This window comes from Bradyrhizobium sp. USDA 4532 (assembly GCF_024171315.1).
Taxonomy (GTDB): domain Bacteria; phylum Pseudomonadota; class Alphaproteobacteria; order Rhizobiales; family Xanthobacteraceae; genus Bradyrhizobium; species Bradyrhizobium australafricanum.
Genome location: NZ_JALJZN010000001.1, coordinates 8,078,220 through 8,101,604, shown reverse-complemented (window position 1 = coordinate 8,101,604; position 23,385 = coordinate 8,078,220). Strand labels below are relative to the sequence as shown.

Sequence of the window (23,385 nt, the reverse complement as noted above, 5' to 3'; positions counted from 1 at the left end):
TCCGCAGCCCGATCAGCAATCCCTACATCGCGCCAGCAGGGTGACTTCGTTCAGTCCGTAGCCGTCGACGGTCTCGACGGTGCAGCCAAGCTCGCGTTCGCAATAATCGATCCACGCCTCGGGGCTGGTGCAATAGAGCTGCACCGGCGACGCATCGGCGGCCGCCGTGCCTTCCGTCCCGCCGGTAACGAAGTTGACGCTGAAGCCGCGCAGGCTGGCGCGGCGCAGGTCGGCCAGCATCCCGGCGACAAATGCCTCCCAGGATCGGCGGCAGCCGCCGACATCGACATTCATGATGCCGCTCGCGACCGAATAGGTCGCGCGACGCAGGCCGCCCTTGCCGACCTTGAAGCGGCGCCCCGGCGCCGAGAAACGGCGGCGCGCGCGGCTGATCATGGCGAGCGACAGGTCGATCCCGAGATAGTCGATCTCCGCTTGCGGATGGCGCCTTGCGAGATAGGCGCACAGCGCGCCGTATCCGCAGCCGATGTCGTTCAGGCTGAACGGTGCGGAGAAGTCGCAGAGCTTCAGCAACTGGACGAAGCGCAGGTCCTGGGTGGCCTGGCAGGACCAGTCCACTCCGCGCGGGGTGGCGCCGTATTTGGCGACCCGCGCACTGTAGTAGGATTCGACATCGGCATAGAGGTCGGAGAACCGCGCCCGGTCGCCTTCGGCGCCGAAACCCGCGGTCTCCGCTGCGATGCTCACGTCTTGCTCATTTCTTGGCTTTGGCCCGCCGCTGCTTCGCCATCGCGGCAAGCTCCTTGCGGGCGACCTGGCTTGGCTTGGTCGGGATCGACAGAACCCGATACGACTGGGTCGAGTAGATCAGCGGCGTATGGCCATCGGCTGCAAACGTCACCTTCGGATTTTTCTTCATGGCATGAACGCTAACCAGCACCGGCAGATACGGACCCTGCGTGAGCGCCTGTCGGAACGCCTGGACCACCCGCTTGTATCCGCTCACATTGGGCTGATCGGAAGGATAGTCCTTCAGCGTGCCGAGGAAAGTATACCAGCGCTTCCGCTCGATCCGGTCGGCCGGCTCGATCCCGATCAGCCGGAACGACTGTTCGAGGGGATGATTGGGAGAGAAGATGTCGAACTCCTTTTGCAGCTCCACCATCTCCATGATCCCGCCGGGACCAAACCGCTTGTTCAGCAGATCAAGGACATCGCGCGTCGTATCGTCTTGAATCATCCGTCCCATTAAAACCCCCTCAGTACCTTGTTTCCAGAAATGAAAAATCGTCGCGTCTAGCGTCGCTCAAGATGCAATCGAAGCTGATCGAGTTGTGGTGTGAAATAGACTGCCCCCGAGACATCGAGCAGATTCTGAGCGCCGCCGACAATCTCGTCAAGCTCCTCATGTGACGTGCTGCCCAAGGCGCAAATGATCAGGCCGCGCAGCACGGTCGCGTGCAACTCGGCGACGCGATCGGTCCTTCGCCGCGCGACCATTAGCGCCTCGTCCACCGCTTGCAGGGCCGCATGGTGGTCGGCGGCGCGATAGAGCGCCTCGGCCAGATCCGCCAGCATGCGCGCCTCGAATTCGAGGCCGGCTCGCGCAGAGCGCGCAAAGTCGATCGCTTCCTGAAGCTGGGCGGCGGCAACCTTGAAATCGCCCGCGGCGCCGCTGGCGAGGCCGGCGCTGGCGAGCGCCGCGACCCGCAGATAGGGCGTGCCGGACTGCTCGGCCAGTTCGGCGATCCTCGCCGCATGCGGCTTGGCGAGTTCCGGCCGGCCGCGGCTCCAGCCCATCTCCACCATCGCAAAATGCGGAATGAACTGCACGACGGCGGCGAAGCGCTCCGGCTCGGCCCGCAGCACCTCGGCGATCCGCCGTTCGGCTTCGTCGAACCGGCCGAGCCGCACCAGAATTCTGGTGCCGAGACACCTGATCCAGTGCTCGACGTCGAAGCCGAGAATCTGGTTCGGGTTGAGGCCGAGTGTGACGTTGTTGTGAAAGCCGCCCTGCTCGGCAATCGCGGCAACCGCCACCTGCCCGGCGTCGAGCGCCTCGGCAAGACGACCCGACAGGAAGAACGCCTGGCTCAGCATGGCGTTGACCGTCGCAAACCGTCCGACGTCCCCGGTGCCGGAAGTGAGCTTCAAGGCGTCCTGCACGAGATTGACATAGTCGTCGGCGGCCGCGGTCGCGGCCAGGATCCTGCCGTAGGCGCCGAGCAGGATCGGCTCGTGCACCGGGTCCGCCGCGCGTGCGTATTTGATCGCCTCTTCGGCGTAGGGCTTGACCTCTTCGGCGGACATCCCCTCACGCCAGCCGAAGTTGAGGATCTGGCCGCTCGACATCGCCCGCAGCCGGTCGACATATTCGGACGGGGGCTGGTCCTGCAGCAGGGCGCGAACCTTTTTCCAGCTTTTCATTGCCTCGGCGGAGTTGGTCTTGCCGATCCAGCGCGCCGCACGCTGCAAATGGGTGACCGCCTCCAGCGGCTGGCCCGCGGCCTCGTAGTGATAGGCGAGCAGCCCGGCAAACTCGTCGAGCTTGCCCCAGTCGAAGCCCTCGATGGCCTTGGCGACAGTCGCATGCAGCGTGGTCAGCCGCGACCGCAACTGGGTTGCGTAGGCGACCTCCTGGATCAACGGATGGCGAAACGCCAGCAGTCCCTTGTCGTAGGGCGGCAGGTCGTAAAGCAGCTCGGCCTGGCGCAGCTGCGCGATGGCGTTCTGCAAATCGTCGTTCGGCAGCGCCGCGACCGGGCGCAGCACTGACATCGCGACCAGCCGGCCGATCACCGCCGCCGTCTCGAGCACCTGCTTGGCGATATCCTCGAGGTGATCGATGCGGGCGGCCACGACGGCCTGCACCGTTGCGGGCAGCGGCACCGCATCGACGCCATGCTTGAGCCGGTAGTTGCCGCGTTCGCCCTCGACATTGCCGCGCTCCACGACGGTGTTGGCAAGCTCCTCGATGAAGAACGGATTGCCCTGCGCGCGTTCAATGACGTTGCTGCTCAGCGAGGCCAGCGAGGGATGCCTGCCGAAATGCTCGCGGAGCAGCTCGTTCGAATCGGACCACGGCAGCGGCGGGATGGCGATCTGACGGTAGTGAGACCGCTGCATGAAAGGTGCCGTGAAGCCCGGCCTGAAATTGACCACCAGCAACGTCGCGGTGCCGACGATGGCATCGACCAGCGTCTCGACGAACTCTTCGCTCGCGGCATCGATCCAGTGCAGGTCCTCGATCATGACGACCGCCGGCGTGTCGCCGGGGCGCGCATGCACCAAGGTTCGAACGAGATCGAGCAGTTGCAGCCGCAGCGCGCGCGGATCGAGCTTCGGGGCCGGATACGCCGGATCAGCCAATCCGAGGAATTCGAGCAGCACCAGCAGTTCCTGCTCCGATGCGGCCATCTCGGCGAAGCGGTCGATGACGCGACGCCGGGATGTCTCGATCGGCTCCTTGGCGCGGATGCCGAAGATGTCGCGCAACAGCTCGAGCACGGGCTGGAACGGTGTTGCGCGGCCATGCGCCAGCACGCGGGCCTCGTAGACGCGAATGCCCTTGCGGCGGCAGTTTTCGGCGAACTCGAAGCAGAGCCGGCTCTTGCCGATGCCGGCGTCGCCGACCATGCCGACGACCCGGCCGTCGCCGCCAACTGCACGCGACAGCTCATGCTCCAACGCCGCCATCTGCTCGGTCCGGTTGACCATCGAGGTCAGGCGGCGGCCGCTGCGGAAAACGTCGCTGGCGGGCGCGCTGAGCAGCCCGGTCAGCCGAAAGACCTCCACCGGCATGGAGATGCCGCGAATGGTCTGCATGCCGAGCGGCATGACCTCGACGAATTGCCTGGCGCCGAGATAGGTGTCCCGCGTGATGAGGATCGCCCCCTCATCGGCCATCTGCTCCATCCGGTTGGCGATATGGACGTTGGCGCCGGCGGCGTCGTAGGTCTGATAGATTGTGTTTTCCACCGTTTGAACGACGACTTCGCCGGTGTGCAGCCCGACCCGGATCTGCATGCCGGGATCGGCGAGCCTGGCCACCGAATCCTGCATGGCGAGCGCGGCGAGACAGCCGCGGACCGCATGATCTTCATGCGGGCGCGGCGGCGCGCCGAACAGCGCCATACGCCGTCACCCTGGATCTTGTTGACGATGCCGTCGTAGCGGTGGACCGCTTCCTTCATCAGGTCGAGCACCGGCTCCAGCCGCCGCATCCCGAGTTCGGGATCGCCGAGGCTGTCGATCAGATTGGTCGAGTTGCGGATATCGGCAAACAGCAGAGTGAGGTTCTTGCGTTCGCCGCCCTTGGTGCTCAGCGAACGCAGCAGCCGCTGCGAGGGCGCGTCGGGACGGACGCTGCCCGCGGCGAGCGCGGTGCCGCAGCGGCCGCAGAAGCGGCTGGAGGGCCCGTTCACATGCTGACAGGAGTCACATTTGAGGCCTAATGGCGCACCGCAATCTTCACAATAATCGTTGCCAGCCCGGTTTGCGCGGCCGCATCGCTCGCACTGCATGAACAGCCTTTCAGTAAAGACTGCGAATATATCCGACGCGCGAGATTAGCCCAGCACATTCTGTAATTGTGTTAAATGCCTCACACACCAAGGCGGTCCCGCACCCGGCCGGTCAGCACGGCCGTGATGACGCCGACCCGCCAGAAGGCGTGCATCGGGATCGGCTTGATGCCGGTCACGGGCATGTCGATCTCGGCCTTGGGGCCGCCGATCAGCCGGCGCGCCAGCTGTGCGCCCATCGCGGTCGAGAGCGCGACGCCGCGGCCGTTGCAGCCGAGCGAGATCAGCAAATTCTCCGCGGGCTCATGGACATGCGGGTAGTGATCGGCGGTGATGGCAAGGCGGCTGTTCCAGCCGTGGGTCCAGCTGACGCCCTTGAGCTGCGGCCATAGCCGCTCGGCGTAACGGATCAGATAAGCGACGTCGGTCGGCTTGCTGATCCAGCGCATCGGGCCGCGGCCGCCCATCAAGAGCCGATTTTGCTGGTCGATGCGGTAATAGACCGTGATGTGGCCGCTTTCGTAGAGCACCGGCCGGGTCGGCATGATCGCGCGCGCGATCGCCTCGGACAGCGGTGCCGTCGCCGCGATCGACGAGAACACCGGCACGATGCTGCGGCGAAGCGCCGGCCAGAGATCATCGGTAAAGCCGTTGGTCGCGAGCAGCACCTTGTCGGCGAGCACGACCGCGCGCGGCGTCTCGATCCGCCAGCGGCCGCCGTCGCGGCGCAGCCGCAGCGCCGGGGTCTCGCCATGGACGGCGGCGCCAGCCCCGATCGCGGCGCGCGCAAGACCCCGCGCATAGCTCAGCGGATGCAGGTCGCCGCCGCGCGCATCCAGCATGGCGCAGAGGTAACGGTCGCTGCCGGTCATCTGGCGCATCTCGGCGGCGTCGAGCAGCTTCGTCGGCATGCCGCGCCGGATGCATTGCTTCGCCGTGGTCGCGATCGCCGCTGCGCTGGCCTCGTTGTAGGCGGCGCGCAGCGTGCCGTTCTGCCTGGCCTCGCAGGGGATCTGGTAGCGGCGGATCAAGTCATGCGTGAAGTTGGTGGTGCCGTAGGAGAACTCGATCATGCGGCGGCCGAGATCGGTGCCGAAATCCTGCTCGATCTGGTCGGGGTCGTGCTTCAGTCCCGGATTGGTCTGCCCGCCATTGTTGCCGGAGGCGCCCCAGCCCGGCTCCTGCGCTTCCAGCACGGTCGCCAGCACGCCCTGCTCGGCGAGGTGCAGCGCGGTCGACAGGCCGGTGAAGCCGCCGCCGATGATCGCGACCGGTACGCTCTTGTCCGCTGTGAGCTGAGGCGTCGGCGTCGCCTGCACCGCGGTGTCGGCATAGAGGCTCGGTGGCAGCGGCAGGCGAATAGGCGCGTTCATTACAGGTGACCTGCTCACAGCGGATGCAGCACGCGGCGCAGGAAATCCTGGGTGCGCGGGTGCTCGGGTTGGTTGAGGACGGATTTGGCGGCGCCCTGCTCGACGATGACGCCGCCGTCGATGAACAGCACGCGGTCGGCGACGTCGCGGGCAAAGCCCATTTCATGGGTGACGACGACCATGGTCATGCCGTCGTCGGCGAGCTTGCGCATCACCGACAGCACCTCGCCGACCAGTTCCGGATCGAGCGCGGAGGTCGGCTCGTCGAACAGGATCGCCTTCGGCTGCATCGCCAGCGCCCGCGCGATCGCGACGCGCTGCTGCTGACCGCCGGAGAGTTTTGGCGGATGCACCTCCGCCTTGTCGGCGAGCCCGACCTGCGCGAGCAGCGCGCGGCCGCGGGCGATCGCCTGCTCACGCGGCTCCTTCTTCACATAAAGCGGCCCCTCGATGACGTTCTCGAGCGCGGTGCGATGTGGGAACAGGTTGAAGCGCTGGAATACCATCGAGACCTGGGTGCGGATCGCCACGATCGAGCGGTCATTGCTGTCGACGCGCGCACCTTCGACGCTGATTTCGCCGCGATCGTAGCTCTCGAGCCCGTTGATGCAGCGCAGGATGGTCGACTTGCCGGAGCCGGACGGGCCGATGATGCAGACCACCTCGCTCCTGGCGACGGAGGCGGTGATGCCCTTCAGCACCTCGACCTTGCCAAAACTCTTGTGGACGTCGCGGAGCTCGATCATTTGCGGTTCGCCTTGTTCTCGAAGTGCCGAACCAGCAGGATGAGCGGAATGCTCATGGTGAGGTACATCAGCGCCACCAGTGTGAACACGCTGGTGTTCTTGAAGGTCGAGGAGGCGATCAGCTTGCCCTGCAGCGCCAGCTCGGCCACCGTGATGGTGGACGCCTGCGAGGAATCCTTCAGCATCATGATCATGATGTTGCCGTAGGGCGGCAAAATGATCCTGACCGCCTGCGGCAGCACCACGCGGCGCATGGTGAGCCACCAGCCCATCCCGATGGTCTGCGCCGCCTCGATCTGCCCCTTGTCGATCGCCTCGATGCCGGCGCGGAAATTTTCCGCCTGATAGGCCGAATAGGCGATGCCGAGCCCGATGATCGCGGCCTGCAGCGCCGACAGCGCGATGCCGAAATCTGGCATCACGAAGTAGATGTAGAACAGCAGCACGATGATCGGGATGCCGCGGATCACGTTGATCAACGAGGCGCTGAGCCCGACCAGGACGCCGATGCCGGACACCCGCATCAAGGCCCACACCAGCCCGAGCACGGTCGAAAGGACGAGCGAGCCGACGGTGACGACGATGGTCAGCCAGACACCCTGCAGCAGGATCGGCACGAACTCGACGGCGTCATGAAAGAATTTTTGCATCGGCTCAAACGTATCCAGTCCCGACACTATTCGAACGTTACCTCCGTCATCCTGAGGAGCGGCGTCTTCGCCGCGTCTCGAAGGATGTACGGCCCGGCTGGTGGCCGTCGACCCTTCGAGGCTCGCTTCGCTCGCACCTCAGGATGACGGATCACTTCGGGACATGAATACTCACGATGCGTTGGCCTTCTGGCCCCACTTTTCTAAGATCTTGGCGATCGTGCCGTTCGCCTTCAGCTTGGCGAGCGAGGCATTGATCTTCGCGAGCAGCTCCGTGTCGCTCTTGCGGACACCGATCGCGACGGTGCCGACGGTGACCGGCTTGTAGCCGTCGACCAGCCGAACGTCGGCGAAATTGCCCTGCTGCAGATTGTAGGCGAGGATCGGATAATCGGCGAAGCCGGCCTTGAGACGGCCCGCATTCACGTCGCGCAGGATGTCGGGAATGGTGTCGTAGACCTTGACCTCGCTGAACAGCCCGGTCTTCTTCAGCGCGTCGACAAAGGCAGTACCGACCTGGGCGCCGACCACGGTGCCCTTCAGATCCTCCTGCGAGGCATAGGCCTTGGTGTCGGCCTTCGGCACCACCAAACCTTCACCGTAGGTGTAGACCGGCTCGGAGAAGTCGATCACCTCCTTGCGCGCGGCGGTGGCGAACATCGCGGCCGCAATGATGTCGATCTTGTTCGCGGTCAGCGAGGGAATCAGCGCCGAGAACTGCATCGGCTCGATCTGCACGGTAAAGCCGGCGTCCTTGCCGATCTCGGTGGCGAGATCGACCATGATGCCCTGGATCGAGTTGGACTTGGTGTCGAGGAAGGTGAAGGGAATGCCGGTCGGGGTCGAGCCGACCTTCAGCACCTGCTGCGCCCCTGACGGCGCGATCAAGGCAAGGGCAAGCGCCGCCACCGCGGCCTGGACGAGACGCTGAAACGACATCGCAACACCTCCCGAAGCTGGCCTTGGCGCCGCATCGCCCGCGCGTTTCGGGCTTTTGGTTGCGGTCGACGCCGTTCCGGCCTATTTTCACCAATATGAAATTGTGGTCACGAAACCGCGGCCAATGCAAGCGGTTTTCATGCACATGAAGGAAGCGGACTGACGTGAGCGGCGGCAAGAGAATGCGTAAAGGCGCGGCAGCGAAGCCCGCAACGGCACGCCGCGCGGCCAAGAAACCGGCCAGGAAACCGGCCGGCAAGCCGGCGGAGCCGGCGATGGATCTCGCGGTCGGACGCCGCATCCGCGACCTGCGCCGCAGCAAGGAAATGTCGCTGGAGGTGGTCGCCGCGCGCACCGATTTGTCGATCGGCTTCATCAGCCAGATCGAGCGCGGCCTGTCGTCGCCCTCGCTGCGCGTGCTGGCGACATTGGCCGACGTACTCGGCGTCGGCATCGCCGCGCTGTTCGGCGCGACGCCCAGGGATGACGGCGCCGGCGGCATCGTGACCCGCGAGGTGCAGCGCGCCGAGCTGAAGCTGTGGCGCACGGGAATTTCAAAGCAGCTGCTGAGCCCGGCCGGCAGCGAGAGCCGGCTCAACCTGTTCCTGGTGCATCTCGAGCCCGGCGGCAACACCGGCGACGAGTTCTATACCCATGACGGCGAAGAGGCCGGCCTCGTGCTCCAGGGCGAGATGACGCTGACGGTGGACACGGAGACCTGGACTCTGAAGCAAGGCGACAGCTTCAGATTCGCGAGCCGGAGGCCGCACCGGTTCTCCAATCCCGCGCGCGATGCGAAGGCCGTGGTGCTGTGGGTGAATTGCGTGACGGCGGCGGGGTGACGGCCCATCTCCCTCCGCCGTCGTCCCGGCGAAAACCATCCAGCGTCGTCCCGGCCTAGTGCGCAATTGCGCACGGGGGCCGGGACCCATTACCACCAATCTTGATTGTCGAAGGGGAAGCGGCCCCAGCGTCCTGCCATAACTCACATTCGTGGTTATGGGTCCCGGCTTTCGCCGGGACGACACCTGTTATTACGGAGCCCTCACGTCAAGCCGCATCACTTCAACCCCATCACCACTTCCTCGATCTTGATCGGGAAATTCCGCACGCGGATGCCGGTGGCGTGGAAGACGGCGTTGGCAACGGCGCCGGCGCTGCCGGTGATGCCGATCTCGCCGACGCCCTTGATGCCGAGCGGGTTCACATGGGGATCGTGCTCGTCGACCGTGATCACCTCCATCGGCGGCACGTCGGCATTCACGGGCACATGATACTCGGAAAGGTTGGCATTCAGGATGCGGCCGGACCGCTTGTCCATCACCGCCTCCTCGTGCAGCGCGAAGGAAAGGCCCCAGATCATGCCGCCGCGCAGCTGGCTCTGCACCATCAACGGATTGATGATGCGCCCTGCGGCGAACGCGCCGACCAGCCGCGTGGCGCGGATCTGGCCGAGCTCCGGATCGACCTTCACCTCAGCAAAGACAGCGCCATGCGCGTGCATCGCATATTGCGATTGCGCCGCCGGATCGGCCGCACCCGTGCCGGAGGCCTCGACCTCGGCAACGCCAGCGCGCGCCAAGATCTCGGCGTAGCTTTCGCTGCGCGCGTCATCGTCGCGGCGATGGAGCCGCCCAGCCCGCGCCACCACGCCGGCATTGCCGGCGCCGAACAGCGGCGAGCGCTCATCGGAGGTCGCAAGCTCGGCGAGTTTTGCGATCACCGCCGCACCGGCATTGTGGATCGCGGCACCGACCGTTGCGGTGTGCGCGGAGCCGCCGGCGATGCCGGCATCCGGCAGGTCCGACGTGCCCGACAGGAACGAGATCTGCTCGAGATCGAGCGCGAGCGCATCGGCCGAGATTTGCGTGAGCGCGGTCCAGGCGCCCTGCCCCATGTCATGCGCGCCGCTCTCCATCACGCCGCGTCCGTCGGCGCGGATTACGGCGCGGGCATTGCCCTGGAACATCAGCGCCGGGAAGGTCGCGGTGCCCATGCCCCAGCCGACCAGAAAGCCGTTCTCGTCGCGCATCTGCCGCGGCTGCAGCGGACGCCGCGCCCAGCCGAAACGTTCGGCGGCCTTGGCGTAGCACTGCCGCAGCGCCTTGGAGGAAAACGGCTTGCCGGTGGTCGGCTCGACCTCGGCATAATTCTTCAGCCGGAATTCCAGGGGATCGATGCCGCAGGCGAACGCCGCCTCGTCGATCGCGCTTTCCAGCGCGATCGATCCGGTAGCCTCGCCCGGCGCGCGCATGAACAGCGGCGTGCCGGTGTCGACGCGCACCGCCTCATGCGCGGTGCGGATCGCCGGGCTGGCATAGAGCGTGTGCGAGGCGTCCGCCGCCGGCTCATAGAAATCGTCGAAGCTCGACGTCGTGACGCGCGCCTCGTGATCGAGCGCGGTCAGCAGGCCGTCGTCACCGGTGCCGATCCGGATGCGCTGGCGGGTCTGCGGACGATGGCCGACCGGGCCGTACATCTGGCTCCGCCGCAGCACCAGCTTAACCGGACGCCCGACAAGCTTCGCCGCCATGATGCCAAGCACCTGCGGCCCGGAGACCAGGCCCTTGGAGCCGAAGCCGCCGCCCAGGAACGGGCTGTTGATGTGGATGTTGCCGGGCGGAACGCCGAACAGGCCGCCGATCCGCATCTGCGCCATCGCCATGCCCTGGCTCGGCGTGTCGAGGAACAGGCGGTCGCCGTCCCACACCGCGACGATCGCGTGCGGCTCCATCGCGTTGTGGTACTGCGCGGGCGTGTCGTAAGTTGCGTCGATCCGCTTCGACGCAGCGGCAAGGCCAGCATCGATATCGCCGTGCCGGACTTCGGCGGGATTACCGATGCCGACCACCGGCGGCGCGTAGGCTTCGCCGGCGTCGAGACCGACACGCGCGATCTCGACCTGATAGCGCGGCGACAGCAGCGCGGCGCCTTCGGTGGCGGCCTCCAGCGTCTCGGCGATCACGACCGCGATCGCCTGGTTGGCGTAGCGCACCTCGTCGCTCTGCAAGAGCTCCATGCGGAAGGCGAACGGATTGCCCTTGGCGTCGGGGTCTTCGGCGAGCTCCGGCTTGTGCGCCGGCGTCATCACGTCGATGACGCCGGGGTGGCGCTTGGCGGCGGCGACGTCGAGCGCGGTGACGCGGCCGCGCGCGATGCAGCTGGTCGCGATCACGGCATAGACCATGCCGGGCGGATGATTGTCGGCGGCATAGCGGGCCTTGCCGGTCACCTTCAGCGTGCCGTCGGTGCGGGTCAGCGGCTGGCCGATATTCGAGCCGTGCCTGAGATGGGCAGGGTCGCGGGTCAGATTGAGTTCAGCCGTCATGCGTTACGCTCCTGCAACGGATGAGAAGGGAGAGCCCGGCAGCGCGGGAATGCGATCCGGCGTGCCTGCAGCAGCAAGGGTGAGCGCGCGCACGACGATGCGCTGCGCGAGCTCGATCTTGAAGGCGTTGTCGCCGGACGGTTTTGCGCCCGCGAGCGCGGCGCGCGCCGCCTCGCGATAGGTCGCCGCATCCGGCGCGGCGCCCGCGAGCACCTGCTCGGCCTCGCGCGCTCGCCACGGCTTTGCCGCGACGCCGCCGAGCGCCAGCCGCGCCTCGCGGATCTTTCCATCCTCGATGCGCAAGCCGGCCGCGGTCGAGACCACCGCGAACGCGTAGGACGTGCGCTCGCGCACCTTGATGTAGCGGGCATGCCCGGAGAAGCCTTGCGCTTCGGCCGGTAGCCGCAGCGCGACGATCAGGTCGCCGCGCTCCAGCGCGGTCTCGCGCTCCGGCGTCTCGGCCGGCAGACGGTGCAGCGCCTCGAGCGGCAGCTCGCGCCGGCCGGTCTTGCCCTCGATCTCGACGACGGCGTCGAACGCGACCAGCGGCACGCAGAAATCCGACGGATGGGTTGCGATGCAGCCCTCGCTCCAGCCGAGCACCGCGTGCAGGCGGTTCTCGCCCTTCAGCGCGTCGCAGCCGGCGCCCGGCCAGCGCCGGTTGCAGGCGCTGCCGGCGTCGTAGAAATAGGCGCAGCGTGTCCGCTGCATCAGGTTGCCGCCGACGGTCGCGGCATTGCGCAGCTGGGCCGACGCGCCCGACAGCAACGCCTCGGCGACCGCCGGATAGTCGCGCGCAAACTCCGCGTCATGCGCGAGATCGGCATTGCGCACCAGCGCGCCGATCCGCAAGCCGCCGTCGGCCAGATGCTCGATGCGGTCGAGCCCCGGCAGACGCGTGACGTCGACGAGAAGGCTCGGCCGGCTGACGCCGCCCTTCATCAGGTCGAGCAGATTGGTGCCGGAGGCGAGATAGCTCGCGCCCTTCTCGGATGCCGCCGCGATCGCGTCCGCGACGCTGGCCGGCCTGACATAATCGAAGTTCATCATGCGGAGCGCCTCTGCTTGGTCGCGTTGATGTCGGCCTGCGCCTCGAGCACGGCCTCGGTGATTCCTTGATAGGCCCCGCAGCGGCACAGATTGCCGCTCATACATTCGCGCACGCGCTCCGGATCGTCGCCGGCCTGGCCTTCCTGGATCAGGCCGATGCCGCTCATGATCTGGCCCGGCGTGCAGAAGCCGCACTGGAAGCCGTCATGGGCGATGAAGGCGGCCTGCACCGGATGCAGCTGGTCGCCGCGCGCGACGCCTTCGATGGTTGTGATCTCGGCGCCGTCATGGCTGACGGCAAGCGCGAGGCAGGAATTGATGCGGCGGCCGTCGACCAGGACGGTGCACGCGCCGCACTGGCCGCGGTCGCATCCCTTCTTGGTACCGGTGAGGTCGAGCCGCTCGCGCAACAGGTCGAGCAGGGTTACGCGGGGGTCGTCGAGGGCAATTTCCCGGCGGACACCGTTGATAGTGAGGCTGAGTGGGAGATTCATGCAGGGCTCCGATCCGTGTATGGTCGGTTTGAATCGAGGCAACGGAAGCCCGTGGCCGCCGATGCAGGATCGGCGCGCCTTGTCAGGCCCGGTGCTGGTCGCCATATACGGAGGCATCCTCCGTTTACAAGGGAGGGTGAAAAGAAAAAGCGATGGCCGCTCGATCACCAGAAATTGCACGCAAGCCCCGCGCCGACGCCGTGCGCAATCGCGAGCGCGTGCTGGAAGCGGCCAAGGCCGTGTTCTCGGCCGGCGGCAGCGAGGCGAGTCTCGAGGCGGTGGCGCGCCATGCCGGCGTCGGCATCGGCACGCTCTATCGCCACTTCCCGACGCGCGAAGCGCTCTATGAGGCGGTCTACCGCCGCGAGGTCGAGCAGCTCGGCGATCTGGCCGAACAACTGCAATGCGCGCCCGAGCCGGTCGAGGCGCTGCGGCGCTGGCTGCGCGCTAACGTGGAATTCGTCGCCACCAAGAAGGGCATGGTCGCAGCACTGGCGCTGGTCGCTCACGGCTCGACCGAGCTGCACGCCTATTCGTTCGACCGCCTGACCAAGGCGATCGGCACCCTGCTCGCGCGCGCGGTCGCGGCCGGTGCGATCCGTGGCGACATCAGCGCCGAGGACGTGCTGCGGGCGCTGATCGGCATGTGCTACATGCACGACCAGCCCGGCTGGCAGACTACTGCGCTCCGGCTGTTGGACGTATTCGTGGACGGCTTGCGGGTGCAGCCGGTCGGCACAACGGCAAAGCCTGCGAAGAAAGCCAACCCAAAGCCGTCGCGCTGACCTTACCCATCGTAGCCCGCATGCGCGCAGCGACATGCGGGACCGACTGCCCCGGATGTCGCGGAGCCTGTCATCGGCGGGCCATCACGCGACCCGTTGGCTCAACGGGCTATGCTTGTTCAGGCCTCCATGTTGAAGAGGATGCCGAGCGGCAGCCGGGGTCCTGCCGGATTGACATGAAGCACCGCATCGATGGTGCGCGCGGCGGGGGATGACGGCTTCATCCAGTCAAGATGACCGGCGAGCCAGGATCGCGGTTCCGCAGCCAGCACGATCGCCGCCCCCCAGTCATCCAGCGGATTGTCGCGGGCCAGCGCCTGCTCGCGGCCGGGAATGGTTGTGCCGGCGGCGCCCATCAGATGATGCAGCACCGCCTTGGCAAGCAGGTCGTCGAAACGTCCGTCATCGACCCGTTCGCTCCCGACCGCATCGATCGCGAACAGCGCGTCGGCTTCGGCGCGACTGACCGAATGTCCGGCGCGACCGGCGGCACAGAGGATGCGCGCACATAGCGCGGCGTCGGCGGCGTCGATCGTTCGCGAGAAATGCGCCCGGCCGGCCACCGTGGGTCCCTCGCCCGCGATGATGTCGCAATACACCAGCGCGAGCGCCGCGGCGCTGCGGGCCGCAGCGTCGGACGTTGACCTCGCGATTTCGGCAACAAGATCCTCCGCGCCGCGAGGCGCATGCGGGGGCAGCTCAAACTCATGGGCACGCATCGATCGCTCTGCTGTTGATTGCCGCCCGCCCCACGATGGCGGCGGCCGCCGCTCAAGGACGTCCGGTGCGTGGCCGCAGCCACCGCATGATGATTTCATGCGGTGTTCGACGGCTGCTGCGCGGCAGGTCGTGCCGCTGCAGCGACGCCGTTGCAAAGGCGGCCGCCTGCTCGCTGGATTGCCGTTTCTCGCGCGCCAGCAACATCCATTCGCGAATCACGGCGCGTCGCACCTTGGACATGGTGATTTCCCCTCGCGATAAGCCGCGTTCAGCGCGTCAGGCCGCAAGCTGCAGCGGATGGGCTTGCGACCTCCGTGCCGACAGCGCGCAGCCGTACTGATGCACGATGCCCTGCTCGAAGACGAAGCCGCGCCGCTCCAGCGACGCCCGCAGGCTTTGGTTGGCCGAGGGCTTCTGGGCATCGACCCACACCACCAGCACCGCACGGGCGCTAAGGACATTCGTCAACCAGTCCAGCGCCGGCTCGAGCGAGCGAAGCGTGCGCCGCCGCCAATCGACCAGCGCAACGTCGTACTGACCGGCGGGGCGGCCGCAATTGCCCGACGGCGCCGCGCGCGCGTAGCCGCGCCGCTGCAGCTCGAACATCAATTCCATGCTCCTCGTGCCGGCCACGACGATGCGCTGTTGCGTCGTGCAGCCGGCAAGCGCGATCATCGGCTCGATGATCCGGTCGCCGATAGCAATCTGAAGCGAAGACATGACATCACCTTTCGGTTCGCTGCCGTGCTCGCGGCCGAACCTCAACGGTCTGGCCTGCACGCGAGAGCGTCTGCGTCGGGCTCAATATCTTCAGGGCGGGATATGAATTCGAGAGCGCCGCGGGCTCTACGGCATATGAGCCGCATAAGCCCGCGCCGGATGCGATGGCTGCGGTCGCTGAGCACGGTGGCCGCGCAAGTGTGCTAAAGTGCACAGACGATCAGGTTGGCATTCGGTTAGATCGTCGCATTGCCAAGCCTGGTACATATATATCTGTTCATATTCGCGATCCAGCCCGGCCATCGCGCCGGGCTCTTTCGTCGCCGAACGCGACCGTAATGAAAAACCCCGCGCTGAGGCGAGGCTTTCGCGATCATCGCGGATTGGTCCGCGTTCCGCTGTTGTTGCCGGGAAGGTTTGAGGTCCCGGTCCCGGTCGCGGAATTGTTGTTTGGGTCGGTCCAGTAGTTCGGCGTCGAGGCGCCGGGGTTGTTCATGTTCCCGGTCGTGCTGCCGGGCGGATTGCTCATTCCCGAGCCGGTTCCCATCCCGGTGGTGCCGCCGGTGCCGGTTCCTGTGCCGGAGCTTCCGGTCCCCGCGCCTGCACTCGCACCGCCGGCCGATCCGCCACCGGCGCCGCCCCCACCGCCGCCGCCACCCTGCGCGAAGGCGAGCGATGTCGACAGCATCACGGCCGCAGCCAATCCGATCGTTGCCAGTTTCTTCATGTGAGGTCCTTTCCTGGTTCGACCGGAAGCAACGTGGACCGCAAGGCGCACGTTCCTGCACGGCGGGACACACATCCGGCGCGGGCTCGCGAGGAACATGATGCTGGCTGTCCTGTTGAGCGGAATAGCGTTCCCGGAGGTGCGCGATGAAGACGCTTCAAATGCAGCACGAGATCACGGCCGAGCTGGAAAGACGATCCGGTGTCACTGGCCTGAAGCTGATCCGGCTCAAGGGCTATACGCCGAGCTGGGATCTCGGCGGCACCCGCGAGACCGCGCTGGACGAGGCGAAGGAAAAAGAACTTCGCGACATCGTGACCAGGATGCAGGACGAGTTCGACATCGCCTAGGACCGCTGCACGAGCAAGTTGCATTGGACAAGCCGCGGCTGAACAATCATAACGCCCCCTCGTGGCGTCGAGCCAACCGCGCGCCGCAATAATATGTCGTCCCACGACATATTCTGCGCCAGCGACATTTTTTGACGCTTCCCAAGCGGCGATAACGACGCGCGAATTCCCGCCATTGAACGAACGTCGAATGTGCGATCCGACGTTTCCATTCGCGCGGCATGCCCCGGAATGATTATGCTGGCAAAAAACAGGTAGACGCGGAGGCAAACTCCGCGATCTGCCGATTGGCCATGGCGAGGAAAACGCGCGTTCGCGCTCGAGCTTTCGAGGACGACTCCCGATACTCGGGAAAAGATGCGCCTGCCGTTCATTTGGATCGCAGAAATGAACGAGAGCATCTCATCTCGGTTTATCCGCTACCCGATCGGCGCCTCGCTGCTGATGGCCGGCATTCTGTTCGCCGGAATGGTCGCCTATCCCCTGTTGCCGGTCGCGCCGCTGCCGCAAGTCGACTTTCCGACCATCCAGATCTCCGCAAGTCTGCCCGGCGCCAGCCCGGAGACCATGGCCTCCTCGGTTGCGCAGCCGCTGGAGCGGCAATTCGCGCAGATTCCGGGCATTGCCCAGATGACCTCGACGAGTTCGCTCGGGTCGACCGCAGTCACCATTCAGTTCGATCTGAACCGCAGCATCGACGGCGCCGCCAATGACATCCAGGCGGCGATCAATGCCGCAGGTGGCCAGTTGCCCAAGAACCTGCCGACGCCGCCGACCTATCGCAAGGTCAACCCGGCGGACTCGCCGATCCTGCTGCTGTCGGCGACCTCGGACACCCTGCCCCTCATCACCGTGAGCGACGCGGTCGACGCCCAGCTCGGGCAGCAGATCAGTCAGATCTCGGGCGTCACCCAGGTGTTCATCGGCGGGCAGCAGAAGCCTTCGATCCGCGTGCAGATCGATCCCGCCAAGCTGGTCGCCAAGGGGCGCTCGCTGGAAGATATCCGCGGCCAGATCGCGATCACGACGGTCGACAGTCCGAAGGGCAACATCGACGGCACGAGCCGTGCCTACACGATCTACGCCAACGATCAGTTGCTGGATGCCAAGGACTGGAATGACGTGATCATCGCCTACCGCAACGGCGGCCCGTTGCGGATTCGCGACATCGGCTAGGCCGTCGCCGGGTCGGAGGACATGAAGCGGGTCGCCTGGGCGGACGGCAAACGCGGCGTGTTCCTAGTCATCTTCAAGCAACCCGGCGCCAACGTCATCGGAACGGTCGACAGGATCACGGAGCAGCTTCCAAGGCTCGTCGCCGCGATTCCGCCCGCCATCAGATCAAGATCATCAGCGACCGGACATTGACCATCCGCGCCGCCGTCGAGGACGTTCAGATCACGCTGCTCATCACCATCGTTCTGGTCGTGATGGTAATCTTCCTGTTCCTGCGCAGCTTCTGGGCCACGGTGATTCCGGCCGTCACGGTACCGCTCGCGCTGCTCGGCGCCTGCGCGCTGACGTGAGTGTTCGGCTATACGCTCGACAACCTTTCGCTGATGTCCCTGACGATTGCGGTCGGCTTCGTGGTCGACGACGCCATCGTGATGCTGGAAAAGCGCGATACGTCGAGCAGGGCGCGCGGCCGCTCGCCGCGGCATTGCAGGGCGCCGGCGAGATCGGGTTTACCATCCTGTCCATCAGTATCTCGTTGATCGCGGTGCTGATCGGGCTGCTGCTGATGGGTGGCGTGATCGGCCGACTGTTCCGCGAATTCGCGGTGACCCTGGCGATGGCGATCTTCGTCTCCCTGGTGGTGTCGCTGACGCTGACACCGATGATGGCATCGCGCTTCCTGCGCGCGCATGGCGAGACGAGGCACGGCCGGCTCTACCAATGGAGCGAGGCGGCATTCGACAGGATGCTGCATGCCTATGAGCGAGGGCTTGATCGGGCGCTGAGCTGGAGCCGGACCACGCTCTGCATCTTCTTCGCGACGGTCGCACTGTCGGTCTATCTGTTCCTGATCATTCCGAAGGGATTCTTCCCGCAACAGGACAATGGCTTCCTGAACGCGGTGTCGGAGATGGCCCAGGATATCTCTTTCGCCGACATGGAGCGGCACCAGGAAGAACTCAGCAGGATCGTTCGGGCCGATCCCGCGGTGGAGAGCATGGCCGAGTTCATCGGCGGCGGCGGCACCGCGCTGAATTCGGGTCGCATGTACATCACGCTGAAGCCGCGCGAGGAGCGCGACGCGAATGCGCAGCAGATCATCGCGCGGCTGCGGCCGAAGCTCGAGGCGGTCGAGGGAGCACGTCTCTACATGCAGGCGTCCCAGGACGTCCGGCTGGGCGGCCGCGCCACGCGGACGCAGTTCGAATACACGCTGCAGGATGCAAAGCTCGACGAGCTGAACGAATGGGCGCCGAAGATTCTGGCCAGGATGAAGACGCTGCCGGGAACTGCGCGACGTCGCCACCGACCAGCAGACCGAGGGAACGACGCTGACGCTGACCATCGATCGCGACACCGCGTCGCGCTTCGGTATCCAGCCGCAATTGATCGACGACACGCTGTACGACGCGTTCGGCCAGCGCCAGGTGACCCAATACTTCACCCAGCTCAACAGCTATCACGTCATCCTGGAGATCCTCCCCGAATTGCAGGGCAAGCTCGACACGCTCAACAAGCTCTACATCAAGTCGCCGACCACGGGGGACGAGGTGCCGCTCTCCGCGTTCTGCAAGTGGACCACTATTCCGGTGCGCCCGCTCGCGATCGCGCACCAGGGACAGTTTCCTGCAACCACGATCAGCTTCAACCTCGCGCAAGGGGTGGCGCTCGGCCAGGCCACCGATGCGATCCAGAACGCCGTCGCCGATCTCGGTGCTCCAGCCACGCTCAGCTCGAGTTTCCAGGGCACCGCGCAGGCCTTCCAGCAGTCACTGAGCTCGGTGCCGCTGCTGCTCCTGGCCGCGCTGGTCGTGGTCTACCTGATCCTCGGCGTGCTCTATGAGAGCTACATCCATCCGCTCACGATCCTGTCCACGCTGCCATCGGCCGGGGTCGGCGCGCTGGCGATCCTGATGGCGTTCGGGTTCGATTTCAGCCTGATCGCGCTGATCGGCATCATCCTCCTGATCCGGGATCGTGAAGAAGAACGGCATCATGATGGTCGACTTCGCGATCGCCGCCGAACGCGAGGAGCATCTGTCGCCGCGTGAATCGATCCGGAAAGCGGCCCTGCTGCGCTTCCGCCCGATCATGATGACGACGATGGCGGCGCTGCTCGGCGGCGTCCCGCTGATGCTGGGCACCGGAACGGGATCGGAAATCCGTCAGCCGCTCGGCTATGCGATGGTCGGCGGCCTGATCGTGAGCCAGGCGCTCACGCTGTTCACGACGCCGGTCGTGTATTTCTATCTCGACCGGTTCTCGAATGCGCTGTCGAGCTGGACGGCAACGAAGCGCGACGACGATGTCGAACCGCCCGTGACCAGGAACGCCGCCGAATAGTGGCTCGCGTGCGGCAATGGGGCTTACCCGAACCTGACATCGTAGCGCTTGATCGACAGCTCCTTGGTGTCGATCTCGGGCTTCTTCCCCGAGAGCATGTCCGCCAGCACCCGGCCCGAGCCGCAGGCCATGGTCCAGCCGAGCGTGCCATGACCGGTGTTGAGGTGCAGATTGGCAAAGCGCGTGGCGCCGATCACCGGCGGGCCGTCCGGCGTCATCGGGCGCAGCCCGCACCAGAAGGTGGCCCTGGGAAGGTCGCCGCCGCGCGGAAACAGGTCGGTCAGCGAATGATCCAGCGTCGCGCGCCGCGCGGCGTAGAGCTTGGTCGAATAGCCCGAGATCTCGGCGGTGCCGCCGACCCGGATGCGATCGCCGAGCCGGGTGATCGCGACCTTGTAGCTCTCGTCCATCACGGTCGATTCAGGCGCGCCGGACGCGTCCCTGATCGGCACGGTGATCGAGTAGCCCTTAACCGGATAGACCGGCAGCGAGATGCCGAGCGGCCGCAGCAGGATCGGCGAATAGCTGCCGAGCGCCAGCACATAGGCGTCCGCCGTCATCATCCCGGCGCTGGTCGCGACGCCGGTGATCCGGGTCGCGTCCGCATTCAGTCCGTCGATGCCGACATTGAAGTTGAAGCGAACGCCGAGCTTCTCGGCTTCCAGCGCCAGGGCCTGCGTGAACATGTGGCAGTCGCCGGTCTCATCATGCGGCAGCCGCAGCCCGCCGGCGAACTTTTCCTTCACGCCGGCCAGCGCGGGCTCGGCGGCGATGCAGCCCTCGCGGCCGAGCACCTCGAACGGCACGCCGTACTGCTTCAGCACCGCGATGTCGTCGCCGGTGTGATCGAGCTGGGCCTGCTCGCGAAACAGCTGCAGCGTGCCGCGCGCACGCTCGTCATAGCGGATGCCGATCTCGGTGCGCAGCGCCTGCAGGCAGTCGCGGCTGTATTCCGCGATCGGGATCATCCGGCTCTTGTTCACCGCGTAGCGCGCAGTCGTGCAGTTGCGCAGCATCTTCAAGAGCCAGAGCCACATCACGGGATCGAGCTTGGGGCGGATCACCAGCGGGCCGTGCTTCATCAACAGCCACTTCACCGCCTTGACCGGCACGCCGGGGCCGGCCCACGGCGATGAGTATCCGGGCGACACTTCGCCGGCATTGGCAAAGGAGGTTTCCAGCGCGGGCTTCGGCTGACGGTCGATCACCGTCACCTCGTGGCCTGCGCGTGCAAGGTAATAGGCAGAGGTGACGCCGATCACGCCACTGCCGAGAACAAGGACCTTCACTTTTCCTCACATCCTGCAGCGAAAACGCAATCGCCGCTGCGAAACCACTCTGCTTCGCAACGGCGACAGCAATTTGTAGAGCTAGCTAATATCTAGCTAGCAATTATCAGGCCACGCGCTTGATGGAGTCGCCGAGGATCGAGACGATGTCGTCGATGTGCGACTTCTCAACGATCAAAGGCGGCGACAACGCCAGCGAGTCGCCGCTCATGCGGAAGTAGAGGCCGCGGTTGAAGCAATCGACCATGATGTCGTAGCCGCGCGCGCCGACGACACCATCGCGCGGCGCGACTTCGACCGCACCCATCAGGCCCTGGTTGCGGATGTCGACCACGTTCGGTAGGCCCTTCAGCGAATGCAGGGCATCGCGCCAGTAGTCGGCGAGCGAGGCGCCGCGGGTCAGCAGAGCTTCGTCCTTGTAGATGTCGAGCGTGGCAAGACCCGCCGCGCAGGCCACCGGATGCGCCGAATAGGTGTAGCCGTGGAACAGCTCCATGGCGTTGTCCGGGCCGACCATCAGCCCGTCGTGGATCTGACGGCTGGTGAACACCGCGCCGCACGGCACGGTGCCGTTGGTGATACCCTTCGCGGTCGTCATCATGTCGGGCGTCACGCCGTAGAAGTTGGCGGCGAACGGGGTGCCGAGGCGGCCGAAGCCGGTGATGACCTCGTCGAAGATCAGCAGGATGCCGTGCTTGGTGCAGAGCTCGCGCAGGCGCTGCAGATAGCCCTTCGGCGCCGGCAGCACCGCGGTCGAACCCGGCACCGGCTCGACGATCACCGCCGCGATGGTGTCGGCGCCATGCAGCGCCACCATCCGCTCGACATCGTCGGCGAGCTCGGCGCCGTGCTCCGGCTGATCCTTGGCGAAGGCGTTGCGGGCGAGATCGTGGGTATGACGGATGTGGTCGACGCCGGGCAGATGGGTCGCGAACTGGCGGCGGTTGGCGACCATGCCGCCGACCGACATGCCGCCAAAGCCGACGCCGTGATAGCCGCGCTCGCGGCCGATCAAGCGGGTGCGGCTCGGCTGGCCGGCGGCACGATGATAGGCCAGCGCGATCTTCAGCGCGGTATCGACCGATTCAGAGCCCGAATTGGTGAAGAACACGCGATCCAGCCCCTTCGGGGCGATCTCGGCGAGCCGCTCGGCGAAATCGAATGCCAGCGGGTGGCCCATGTTGAACGAGGGCGCGAAATCCAGCGTCGACAACTGCCGCTCGACCGCGGCCGCGATCTGCGGGCGGCCGTGGCCGGCGTTGACGCACCACAGGCCGGCTGAGCCGTCGATCACCTGCCGGCCGTCGACCGAGGTGTAGTACATGCCCTTGGCGGAGGAGAACAGCCGCGGCGCCTTCTTGAACTGCCGGTTGGCCGTGAACGGCATCCAAAACGAGTCGGTCTTGATGGTGTTCGGAATCTGATGAACGGTCACGGCGGCGCTCCATTGCTGACTGATGCTAGTCGGACCACTCTTCCAGGCACTCAACAAGTCCTTTTCTGCCGCAGCGCAAGCCATTGATCTTGTTGAGGCGGTCTGCCAAGATTTGTTCGATCCGCAACACCTGCAACAAAGATTTGCCAAGGGGACTGCCATGAGCGTCGACATCGGCGGTCGGCTTCGATTCATCCGCGCGCGGCACAAGCTGTCGCAGCGCGAGCTCGCCAAGCGCTCCGGCGTGACCAATTCGACGATTTCGCTGATCGAATCCAACCAGATGAACCCGTCGGTCGGCGCCCTCAAGCGCATCCTCGACGGGATCCCGATGGGGCTTGCCGAATTCTTCGCGATCGAGCCGGAGCGGCCGCGCAAGGCGTTCTATCGCGCCGACGAGCTGACCGAGATCGGCAAGAAGCCGATCTCCTATCTGCAAATCGGCGACAGCCTGTTCGGCCGGGCGTTGCAAATCCTGAAAGAGCGCTACGAGCCCGGCAGCGACACCGGCCGGGTGCCGCTGGTGCATGAGGGCGAGGAAGGCGGCATCGTGGTCTCGGGCCGGCTCGAGGTCACGGTCGACGACGAGCGGCGGGTGCTCAACGCCGGCGACGCCTATTACTTCGAAAGCCGCCGCCCGCACCGCTTCCGCTGCATCGGCGCCAAGCCGTGCGAAGTGATCTCGGCCTGCACGCCGCCGACATTTTGAACCCGGCGCGCGCGGCGGGCGACCCAAGCCGCAGGGGCCGCATGGCGCGGCCGTGCGGGTGACGTCG

General features: G+C 65.9%; 23 protein-coding genes and 2 pseudogenes. 8 read left to right on the top strand and 17 right to left on the bottom strand.

Annotated elements, in window-relative coordinates; genetic code table 11:
• Window positions 1-12 precede the first annotated feature (12 nt).
• From J2R76_RS37385 to J2R76_RS37350, 8 genes and pseudogenes are all read right to left on the bottom strand, one after another.
• Entirely contained in the window at window positions 13-708 is a 696-nt protein-coding gene (locus J2R76_RS37385; RefSeq protein WP_253625712.1) for a class I SAM-dependent methyltransferase, read from the bottom strand.
• A gap of 7 nt (window positions 709-715) precedes the next feature.
• Window positions 716-1,210 (bottom strand): hypothetical protein, encoded by a 495-nt coding sequence (locus tag J2R76_RS37380; RefSeq protein ID WP_253625711.1) that lies wholly within the window; start codon window positions 1,208-1,210, stop codon window positions 716-718.
• A gap of 47 nt (window positions 1,211-1,257) precedes the next feature.
• Window positions 1,258-4,095, bottom strand: a complete 2,838-nt coding sequence (locus J2R76_RS37375; protein ID WP_253625710.1) for an AAA family ATPase — start codon at window positions 4,093-4,095, stop codon at window positions 1,258-1,260.
• Window positions 4,096-4,406: 311 nt separating this feature from the next.
• Window positions 4,407-4,484 (bottom strand): annotated as a pseudogene (locus J2R76_RS37370) (hypothetical protein); the annotation flags it as partial.
• Window positions 4,485-4,564: 80 nt separating this feature from the next.
• A complete protein-coding gene (locus J2R76_RS37365) occupies window positions 4,565-5,857 on the bottom strand; it encodes an FAD-binding oxidoreductase (RefSeq protein ID WP_253625709.1) in 1,293 nt (430 codons plus the stop codon).
• Between the two features lie 14 nt (window positions 5,858-5,871).
• Window positions 5,872-6,603 (bottom strand): amino acid ABC transporter ATP-binding protein, encoded by a 732-nt coding sequence (locus J2R76_RS37360; RefSeq protein WP_076823713.1) that lies wholly within the window; start codon window positions 6,601-6,603, stop codon window positions 5,872-5,874.
• Window positions 6,600-7,253, bottom strand: coding sequence for an amino acid ABC transporter permease (locus tag J2R76_RS37355; RefSeq protein WP_057015170.1), 654 nt, complete (start codon window positions 7,251-7,253; stop codon window positions 6,600-6,602). The genes J2R76_RS37360 and J2R76_RS37355 overlap by 4 nt, the downstream gene beginning before the upstream one ends.
• A gap of 171 nt (window positions 7,254-7,424) precedes the next feature.
• Window positions 7,425-8,192 (bottom strand): ABC transporter substrate-binding protein, encoded by a 768-nt coding sequence (locus J2R76_RS37350; protein ID WP_057015171.1) that lies wholly within the window; start codon window positions 8,190-8,192, stop codon window positions 7,425-7,427.
• A gap of 182 nt (window positions 8,193-8,374) precedes the next feature.
• Between J2R76_RS37350 and J2R76_RS37345 the strand changes: the two genes are divergently transcribed.
• Complete coding sequence (locus J2R76_RS37345) at window positions 8,375-9,034, top strand: cupin domain-containing protein (RefSeq protein WP_057015194.1); 660 nt, start codon at window positions 8,375-8,377, stop codon at window positions 9,032-9,034.
• Between the two features lie 218 nt (window positions 9,035-9,252).
• On the opposite strand, the gene J2R76_RS37340 is transcribed toward J2R76_RS37345, so the two are convergent.
• The 3 genes from J2R76_RS37340 to J2R76_RS37330 are packed head-to-tail and all read right to left on the bottom strand — an operon-like array spanning window position 9,253 to window position 13,064.
• Complete coding sequence (locus J2R76_RS37340; protein ID WP_253625708.1) at window positions 9,253-11,520, bottom strand: xanthine dehydrogenase family protein molybdopterin-binding subunit; 2,268 nt, start codon at window positions 11,518-11,520, stop codon at window positions 9,253-9,255.
• A gap of 3 nt (window positions 11,521-11,523) precedes the next feature.
• Window positions 11,524-12,570: a xanthine dehydrogenase family protein subunit M gene (locus J2R76_RS37335; protein ID WP_057015173.1), complete on the bottom strand. Its 1,047-nt coding sequence runs from the start codon at window positions 12,568-12,570 to the stop codon at window positions 11,524-11,526.
• On the bottom strand, window positions 12,567-13,064 hold the full coding sequence (locus tag J2R76_RS37330) for a (2Fe-2S)-binding protein (protein ID WP_057015174.1): 498 nt from the start codon (window positions 13,062-13,064) through the stop codon (window positions 12,567-12,569). Before J2R76_RS37330 ends, J2R76_RS37335 begins: the two co-directional genes overlap by 4 nt.
• Window positions 13,065-13,216: 152 nt before the next feature.
• Between J2R76_RS37330 and J2R76_RS37325 the strand changes: the two genes are divergently transcribed.
• Window positions 13,217-13,849 (top strand): TetR/AcrR family transcriptional regulator, encoded by a 633-nt coding sequence (locus J2R76_RS37325; RefSeq protein WP_076824361.1) that lies wholly within the window; start codon window positions 13,217-13,219, stop codon window positions 13,847-13,849.
• A 119-nt stretch (window positions 13,850-13,968) separates the two neighbouring features.
• Here J2R76_RS37325 and J2R76_RS37320 read toward each other — a convergent pair whose 3' ends face one another.
• The 4 genes from J2R76_RS37320 to J2R76_RS37305 form a co-directional block, all read right to left on the bottom strand.
• Window positions 13,969-14,568 (bottom strand): hypothetical protein, encoded by a 600-nt coding sequence (locus J2R76_RS37320; RefSeq protein WP_253625707.1) that lies wholly within the window; start codon window positions 14,566-14,568, stop codon window positions 13,969-13,971.
• A 52-nt stretch (window positions 14,569-14,620) separates the two neighbouring features.
• Window positions 14,621-14,809 carry a hypothetical protein gene (locus J2R76_RS37315; RefSeq protein ID WP_057015177.1) on the bottom strand — a complete coding sequence of 63 codons (189 nt, stop codon included), beginning with the start codon at window positions 14,807-14,809 and terminating at the stop codon, window positions 14,621-14,623.
• A gap of 36 nt (window positions 14,810-14,845) precedes the next feature.
• Window positions 14,846-15,289, bottom strand: coding sequence for a hypothetical protein (locus tag J2R76_RS37310; protein WP_253625706.1), 444 nt, complete (start codon window positions 15,287-15,289; stop codon window positions 14,846-14,848).
• 373 nt (window positions 15,290-15,662) lie between these two features.
• Window positions 15,663-16,016 carry a hypothetical protein gene (locus J2R76_RS37305; RefSeq protein WP_168856240.1) on the bottom strand — a complete coding sequence of 118 codons (354 nt, stop codon included), beginning with the start codon at window positions 16,014-16,016 and terminating at the stop codon, window positions 15,663-15,665.
• A gap of 146 nt (window positions 16,017-16,162) precedes the next feature.
• On the opposite strand from J2R76_RS37305, the gene J2R76_RS37300 reads away from it, so the two are divergent.
• From J2R76_RS37300 to J2R76_RS41155, 5 genes and pseudogenes are all read left to right on the top strand, one after another.
• Entirely contained in the window at window positions 16,163-16,366 is a 204-nt protein-coding gene (locus tag J2R76_RS37300) for a hypothetical protein (RefSeq protein ID WP_016844551.1), read from the top strand.
• 387 nt (window positions 16,367-16,753) lie between these two features.
• Complete coding sequence (locus tag J2R76_RS41170) at window positions 16,754-17,542, top strand: efflux RND transporter permease subunit (protein ID WP_375166556.1); 789 nt, start codon at window positions 16,754-16,756, stop codon at window positions 17,540-17,542.
• Between the two features lie 188 nt (window positions 17,543-17,730).
• Window positions 17,731-18,809 (top strand): annotated as a pseudogene (locus J2R76_RS41165) (efflux RND transporter permease subunit); the annotation flags it as partial.
• Window positions 18,810-18,927: 118 nt separating this feature from the next.
• On the top strand, window positions 18,928-19,593 hold the full coding sequence (locus J2R76_RS41160) for an efflux RND transporter permease subunit (protein WP_375166555.1): 666 nt from the start codon (window positions 18,928-18,930) through the stop codon (window positions 19,591-19,593).
• Window positions 19,538-19,885, top strand: coding sequence for an efflux RND transporter permease subunit (locus J2R76_RS41155; protein WP_375166554.1), 348 nt, complete (start codon window positions 19,538-19,540; stop codon window positions 19,883-19,885). Before J2R76_RS41160 ends, J2R76_RS41155 begins: the two co-directional genes overlap by 56 nt.
• 23 nt (window positions 19,886-19,908) lie before the next feature.
• Here J2R76_RS41155 and J2R76_RS37290 read toward each other — a convergent pair whose 3' ends face one another.
• A complete protein-coding gene (locus J2R76_RS37290) occupies window positions 19,909-21,174 on the bottom strand; it encodes a D-amino acid dehydrogenase (protein ID WP_253625705.1) in 1,266 nt (421 codons plus the stop codon).
• 106 nt (window positions 21,175-21,280) lie between these two features.
• Window positions 21,281-22,609, bottom strand: a complete 1,329-nt coding sequence (locus tag J2R76_RS37285; RefSeq protein WP_035631725.1) for an aspartate aminotransferase family protein — start codon at window positions 22,607-22,609, stop codon at window positions 21,281-21,283.
• Window positions 22,610-22,769: 160 nt separating this feature from the next.
• Here J2R76_RS37285 and J2R76_RS37280 point away from each other — a divergent pair, with 160 nt between their 5' ends.
• A complete protein-coding gene (locus tag J2R76_RS37280) occupies window positions 22,770-23,318 on the top strand; it encodes a cupin domain-containing protein (RefSeq protein WP_018273259.1) in 549 nt (182 codons plus the stop codon).
• Window positions 23,319-23,385 lie beyond the last annotated feature (67 nt).

Bases quoted from the DNA above. Each gene is read 5' to 3' on its own strand.
- J2R76_RS37315 (WP_057015177.1), bottom strand. From the start codon at position 14,809: ATGTCCAAGGTGCGACGCGCCGTGATTCGCGAATGGATGTTGCTGGCG.
- J2R76_RS37335 (WP_057015173.1), bottom strand. From the start codon at position 12,570: ATGATGAACTTCGATTATGTCAGGCCGGCCAGCGTCGCGGACGCGATC.
- J2R76_RS37360 (WP_076823713.1), bottom strand. From the start codon at position 6,603: ATGATCGAGCTCCGCGACGTCCACAAGAGTTTTGGCAAGGTCGAGGTG.
- J2R76_RS41155 (WP_375166554.1), top strand. From the start codon at position 19,538: ATGATGGTCGACTTCGCGATCGCCGCCGAACGCGAGGAGCATCTGTCG.
- J2R76_RS37325 (WP_076824361.1), top strand. From the start codon at position 13,217: ATGGCCGCTCGATCACCAGAAATTGCACGCAAGCCCCGCGCCGACGCC.
- J2R76_RS37350 (WP_057015171.1), bottom strand. From the start codon at position 8,192: ATGTCGTTTCAGCGTCTCGTCCAGGCCGCGGTGGCGGCGCTTGCCCTT.
- J2R76_RS41170 (WP_375166556.1), top strand. From the start codon at position 16,754: ATGAACGAGAGCATCTCATCTCGGTTTATCCGCTACCCGATCGGCGCC.
- J2R76_RS37365 (WP_253625709.1), bottom strand. From the start codon at position 5,857: ATGAACGCGCCTATTCGCCTGCCGCTGCCACCGAGCCTCTATGCCGAC.
- J2R76_RS37375 (WP_253625710.1), bottom strand. From the start codon at position 4,095: ATGGCGCTGTTCGGCGCGCCGCCGCGCCCGCATGAAGATCATGCGGTC.
- J2R76_RS37310 (WP_253625706.1), bottom strand. From the start codon at position 15,289: ATGTCTTCGCTTCAGATTGCTATCGGCGACCGGATCATCGAGCCGATG.
- J2R76_RS37300 (WP_016844551.1), top strand. From the start codon at position 16,163: ATGAAGACGCTTCAAATGCAGCACGAGATCACGGCCGAGCTGGAAAGA.
- J2R76_RS37355 (WP_057015170.1), bottom strand. From the start codon at position 7,253: ATGCAAAAATTCTTTCATGACGCCGTCGAGTTCGTGCCGATCCTGCTG.
- J2R76_RS37380 (WP_253625711.1), bottom strand. From the start codon at position 1,210: ATGGGACGGATGATTCAAGACGATACGACGCGCGATGTCCTTGATCTG.
- J2R76_RS37340 (WP_253625708.1), bottom strand. From the start codon at position 11,520: ATGACGGCTGAACTCAATCTGACCCGCGACCCTGCCCATCTCAGGCAC.
- J2R76_RS37320 (WP_253625707.1), bottom strand. From the start codon at position 14,568: ATGCGTGCCCATGAGTTTGAGCTGCCCCCGCATGCGCCTCGCGGCGCG.
- J2R76_RS37280 (WP_018273259.1), top strand. From the start codon at position 22,770: ATGAGCGTCGACATCGGCGGTCGGCTTCGATTCATCCGCGCGCGGCAC.
- J2R76_RS37305 (WP_168856240.1), bottom strand. From the start codon at position 16,016: ATGAAGAAACTGGCAACGATCGGATTGGCTGCGGCCGTGATGCTGTCG.
- J2R76_RS37330 (WP_057015174.1), bottom strand. From the start codon at position 13,064: ATGAATCTCCCACTCAGCCTCACTATCAACGGTGTCCGCCGGGAAATT.
- J2R76_RS37345 (WP_057015194.1), top strand. From the start codon at position 8,375: ATGCGTAAAGGCGCGGCAGCGAAGCCCGCAACGGCACGCCGCGCGGCC.